Raw genomic sequence first — 234 nt, 5'->3', positions numbered from 1 at the left:
GATGGATTCATGGGACGGCTGGGGCTACCAGCTTCCGAGCGAGGTGACGATGCAGTTGTCCGTGAGGCAGGATCGGAGGCTTCGCAGTCTTGAGAGCCGGAGTTCGACCGGGTTCCAGACGGACGGTTTGATGTACGGCCGCGCCGAAGCGGGTACGGTGTCGGTTCGCGCCGGTATCGGTTTTATTTTCCGGTTCGGCTACAATTTGCCGCCGAGCATGAACGATTATACGAT

At 59.0% G+C, this 234-nt stretch carries 1 protein-coding gene; it reads left to right on the top strand.

Annotated elements, in window-relative coordinates:
- A partial coding sequence (locus CI070_RS05265; RefSeq protein WP_143245574.1) for a lipid A-modifier LpxR family protein occupies nt 1-234 on the top strand: 234 nt, incomplete at both ends.

Origin of the sequence: Akkermansia muciniphila (genome assembly GCF_900184965.1) — a bacterium.
Taxonomy (GTDB): Bacteria; Verrucomicrobiota; Verrucomicrobiia; order Verrucomicrobiales; family Akkermansiaceae; genus Akkermansia; species Akkermansia muciniphila_A.
This window is presented reverse-complemented; position numbering and strand designations above follow the sequence as displayed.